The organism is Synechococcus sp. H70.1 (genome assembly GCF_047502705.1).
Taxonomy (GTDB): Bacteria; Cyanobacteriota; Cyanobacteriia; order Thermostichales; family Thermostichaceae; genus Thermostichus.
On sequence record NZ_JANSIV010000062.1, the window covers coordinates 2,004 to 7,154 of the forward strand.

2 protein-coding genes are annotated in these 5,151 nt (G+C 60.4%); one reads left to right on the forward strand and one right to left on the reverse strand.

Features of this window, described 5'->3' with window-relative positions; genetic code table 11:
- Positions 1–124 precede the first annotated feature (124 nt).
- Positions 125–4,699: a GAF domain-containing protein gene (locus NW827_RS04525; RefSeq protein WP_414503381.1), complete on the forward strand. Its 4,575-nt coding sequence runs from the start codon at positions 125–127 to the stop codon at positions 4,697–4,699.
- 224 nt (positions 4,700–4,923) lie between these two features.
- On the opposite strand, the gene NW827_RS04530 is transcribed toward NW827_RS04525, so the two are convergent.
- Positions 4,924–5,094: a high light inducible protein gene (locus NW827_RS04530; RefSeq protein ID WP_414361756.1), complete on the reverse strand. Its 171-nt coding sequence runs from the start codon at positions 5,092–5,094 to the stop codon at positions 4,924–4,926.
- Between the last annotated feature and the right edge of the window lie 57 nt (positions 5,095–5,151).

The window sequence follows — 5,151 nt, forward strand, 5'->3', positions numbered from 1 at the left end:
GGGGGCATAAGATCCCTAAGGATTCCGGCAGGGCGGTCGGGGAGTTATGCTGGGGTTGTCTCTTTTGCCAGGCTGCTGAGGTTCACCCACGGCAGCGCCGGATCCCGTCTCTCCAGCTTGACCTATGCCCAAGGCTACCCTTCCCCCCAACGAAGAAGAGCGGCTGGCTGCCCTACGAGAGTATCAAGTTCTCGATACAGCCCCTGAAACTGCCTTTGACGAGATCGTCCGGCTTGCTGCTTACATCTGCGGCACGCCCGTCTCGCTGGTCTCTCTCATCGACGAGCATCGCCAGTGGTTTAAGGCCAAGTTCGGCATTGAGGGCATCGAGGAAACGCCGCGGGATGTGGCCTTCTGTGCCCACGCCATCCTCTCGCCCAAAGAGCCGCTGGTGGTGCCGGATGCCACCCAGGATCCGCGCTTTGCCGATAACCCTCTTGTAACCCAAGAGCCGCATATTCGCTTTTACGCCGGTGTGCCCTTGGTAACGCCGGAAGGGCAGGCGCTGGGTACCCTCTGCGTGGTGGACTACCAACCCCGGCAGCTCAGCCCGGAGCAATTGGAGCAGCTCAAGGCCCTGGCCCATCAGGTGACAGCCCAACTGGAGCTGCGCCGCACCTTGCGGGAGTTGGCCAAGGCTCCCTTGCTTCCCAAAGCTGGCGAGAGCAAGCCTGCTCGCAAAAACCGCTTTCTCCTCAAGGTCAGTGCTGGCCTGGGCCTGGCTGCCCTGATCTTGGGCGGGATCGCCTACTCTGCCCAGCGCAACGCCAGTCGCCTGCCCCAACTGACGGAGCAAGTGGCCCATACCTTGGAAGTGATCCAGAACCTGGAAGGATTGCTCTCAGAGATCCGTGCTGCCGAGGCAGGTAAACAGGGCTACTTTTTGACCAACGAGACTCGCTACCTCGACGAGTACAAGGCCAGCCTTGAGGCCATTCCCACTCGTCTTAGCCGGCTGCAAGAGTTGACAGCCGACAACCCTCTCCAGCAAGGGCGCCTGAAGTGGCTGGAGCTACTTTTGGAACAGCGTCTGAACCTTGCCCAAGATCTTATCCGGCTCCGGGATCAAGAGGGGCTGGCCGCTGTTCAAGAAGCCTTGAAGAGGGGCGAAGGGCAAAGGTTGATGGAGCGGATCGCCAACCTAGTGGAGGCGCTCCAGGAGCAAGAGCGGCTTCTGTTGCAGCAGCGCAGCGGGCAGTTCCAGCTTGCTTGGGTTAGAACCAATGCCATCCTGCTGGGGGGGCTGGCTTTTACCTACTTGCTGTTGGCCGCAGTTTATGTCCTCATTCGCCGCGAAACTGCCGAGCGGGAGCGGGCGGAAACCTTCCTCAAGCAGGAGCGGGACTTTACCAACGCCATCCTCGACACGGCAGGCGCTCTGGTGGTGGTCATGGATCCCGAAGGGCGCATCCTGCGCTTTAACCGCGCTGCCGAGCAGCTTTCTGGCTATTCGCTGGCAGAAGTCAAGGGCCAACTGCTCTGGGACTTGGGCTTGATCCCGGCGGAGGAGATGGCCGGCCTGAAGCAAGCTTTTCAACAACTTAAGGGCAGTCGCTCCCTTTTCTTAAACCGCCATGAAAACTTCTGGCGCACCAAGCAGGGGGCGCTGCGGCTCATTGCTTGGACCAACACCGCCTTGGTCAATGCCAAGGGTGAGGTGGAGTTTATCATCGGCATCGGCATCGACATCACCGAGCGCAAGCTGGCAGAGCTGGCTCTCAAAGAAAGCGAAGAGCGCTACCGGGATCTCTTTGAAAATGCCAGCGATCTCATTCAGTCTGTCGATGCCGAAGGGTACTTTCTCTACGTCAACCGCGCCTGGAAGGAGACCCTGGGCTACGACGAAGCTCAAATCCACCAAATGAGGGTTTTCGACATCATCCACCCCGACTATCGAGAGCACTGCCAGGTCGCTTTCCAGAAGCTTTTGGCTGGCCAACCTCTGGACAAGGTGGAGACAGCCTTTGTCACTGCCAAGGGCGAAACCATCTGGGTGGAGGGAAGTGTTAACTGCCGCTTTGAAGATGGGGTGATGGTCTCCACGCGGGGCATTTTCCGCAACATCACCGAGCGCAAAAAAGCTGCCGAGGAGCTGGAGCGGCAGAGCCGGCGGGCCCAACTGCTGGCCGATCTCAGCTTAAAGATCCGCCAATCGCTGGATATTGCCGAGATCCTGGAAACGGCAGTAACGGAGATCCAAGCCCTGCTCAGGGCGGATCGCGTTTTGGTCTACCGCTTCCAGCCGGATGGATCCGGGATCATCTCCAACGAGAAAACCCAGCCCGGCATCCCTTCCCTTTTGGGCGAGGTGATTGAGGATCCCTGTTTTCAGGAAAAATACGCCGAGCTCTACAGCCAGGGCCGGGTTCGCGCCATCAGCGACGTGGAGGCCGAAGGGCTGGAGCCCTGCTACCTGGAGCTGCTGCAAACAATGCAGGTGAAGGCCAACCTGGTGGTGCCCCTCTTCATGGAGCAGCGGCTGTGGGGGCTGTTGTTGGCCCACCAGTGTTCTGCACCCCGCCAGTGGCAGCCGTTTGAGATCGAGCTGCTGGTGCAACTGGCCAACCAAATCGGCATTGCCCTCACCCAGGCAGAGCTCCTGGAGCGGGAGCGCCAGCGCAGCCTCGAGCTAGAACAAGCCCGCAAAGCGGCAGAGCAGGCTTCTCAGGCCAAAAGCAGCTTCTTGGCCACCATGAGCCACGAGATCCGCACCCCCATGAACGCGGTGCTGGGGATGACGGGCTTGTTGCTGGAGACGCCCCTGACCCCAGAGCAGCGGGACTTTGTCGAGACCATTCGCATCAGCGGCGATGCCCTGCTGACCCTCATCAACGACATCCTGGACTTCTCCAAGCTGGAAGCCGGGGAGATGGAGCTGGAGATCCTGGACTTCGACCTGAGGGCCTGTTTGGAGGAGGTGGCGGATCTCTTTGCCCCCACTGCTCATGCCAAGGGCCTGGAGCTGGCGGTGCTGATGCCGCCGGAAGTGCCCCGCTATCTGCGGGGGGATGCGTCGCGGCTGCGCCAAATCCTCAACAACTTGGTGAGCAACGCCATCAAGTTCACCCATCAAGGGGAGGTGGTCATCCAGGCCGAGCTGCTGCAGGAGACGGCCACCCATGTCCAACTGCGGCTCTCGGTAAGGGATACAGGGATCGGGATCCCCAAGGAAGCGCAAGCCAAGCTGTTTCAGCCCTTCACCCAAGTGGATGCTTCTACCACCCGCAAATACGGGGGCACAGGCCTGGGCCTGGCCATTTGCAAGCAACTGACAGAGCTGATGGGGGGCAAGATCTTCCTAGAGAGCGAGGTGGGCCGCGGCAGCACCTTCAGCCTCGAGCTGACCCTGGAAAGACAACCCTACCCCCGCCAGATCGCCCAGAACCCCGCCCGCATCCCTGTCGATCTTCAGGGCAAGCGGCTGTTGGTGGTGGACGACAACGCCACCAACCGCAAGATCGTCCGCTACCAGGCCACCGCTTGGGGCATGGTGGTGGAAGAAGCCGAAAATGCCTACCAAGCTCTGGACAAACTGCGCCAGGCCGTGCGGGAAGGGATCCCCTTCCCCTTGGCGGTTTTGGACATGCAGATGCCGGAGGTGGACGGGGAGACCTTGGGCCGCTGGATCAAGGCGGATCCCGAACTGTCCCCGACGCAACTGGTGATGATGACCTCGCTGGGGTTGGGGGAGCACTCCCGCCGCGCCGCCGAGATTGGCTTTGCTGCCTACCTAATCAAGCCGGTCAAGCAAACGCGATTGCAAGAAGCTCTGATCATGGCCCTGGGCAAGTCTTCCGGCCTGGCCACCGCGCTGCTGGGCGTGGGCCCACCCCTTTCGCAAAGTGCGCCCTCCGCCAGCCGTCCCCAGCAACCCCTGCGCATCCTCTTGGCCGAAGACAACCCCGTCAACCAAAAGGTGGCCCTGCGCCAGCTGCAGAGCTTGGGCTACCTGGCGGATGTAGTGGCCAACGGCCAGGAGGTTTTGGATCTGCTGCAGCGAGTCAAGTACGACCTCATCCTCATGGACTGCCAGATGCCAGTGATGGACGGCTACGAGGCCACCCGCCGCCTGCGCCAGCGGGAGCGGGGATCCGGCCACCGCACCGTCGTGATTGCCATCACGGCCAACGCCATGCAAGAGGATCGGGAGCGCTGCCTGCAAGCGGGTATGGACGACTATCTCAGTAAGCCGGTGCTAAAGGAGGATCTAGAAAAAGTGCTCAACCACTGGAGCCAAAGGATCGCCCCTTCCGCCGCAGGAGCAGCCAACGGGGCGGCTTCGTCCGATCCGCCTTCTCCTGAAGCTGCCAACGGCAACTCTGCTCCCACGCTGCCCTACCCCATCGACGCCGCCTACTTGGAGCGGGTTACGGGAGGTGACCGCCAGTTTCAGCGGGAACTGCTGCAGGTGTTTGTCCAGGATTGCCAGGAGCAGTTGCCGCGGCTGCGCCAAGCTCTTGCAGCGGGTAATGCCGAAGACTTGAGGAAAATTGCCCACCGCCTCAAGGGAGCTAGCGCCAACGTGGGGGCCAATGCCTTTTGTCAAGTAGCCCGCGAGCTAGAACACCTGGGGGTGCAACTGGCGCAGCCGGGATCCCCGGCTGATGACCCAAAATGGGCAAGCGCTTCCCAGAACCTGGAGGAGCTGGAGCGCATCTTGGCCGACATTTGCCAGTACCTGCAGGGATTGGAAGGCTAGGGCGATCCCAGACTTGTCGCCCTCACCTCCAGCCTCTCTCCCAAAGGGAGATGGGGATCAAGTGGCGAACCATTGGAGGTAGGAGGAACAAATTGGCGTGGCTGTTTGGGCTTCGCTCTGGCTCGGAACTGCAGCAAAAGCCCGGCTGCTTGAGCAAGCTGGAAGAGGACAGCCGGGCAAAAAGGTGTCTAGCTAGTGCTTCGACCCAATCAGGCGGGCTGGGATTACATCAGGCCAATTTGAGAGAGGATCCCTTGGCCCGTCAGCAGCTCGGTCAAAACGCCAATCACAAAGCCCAACATTGCCAGACGGCCATTCCATTTTTCGGCGAAGGTGGTAAAGCCAAACTTAGCTTCTTGGTTTTCCATGGTTGCAACTCCATCAAGGGGTGACATCTCCAATCTGGCTCAGATATTAAAAAGTGTCAAGTTTTGTGTCGAGAGCTAACAAGG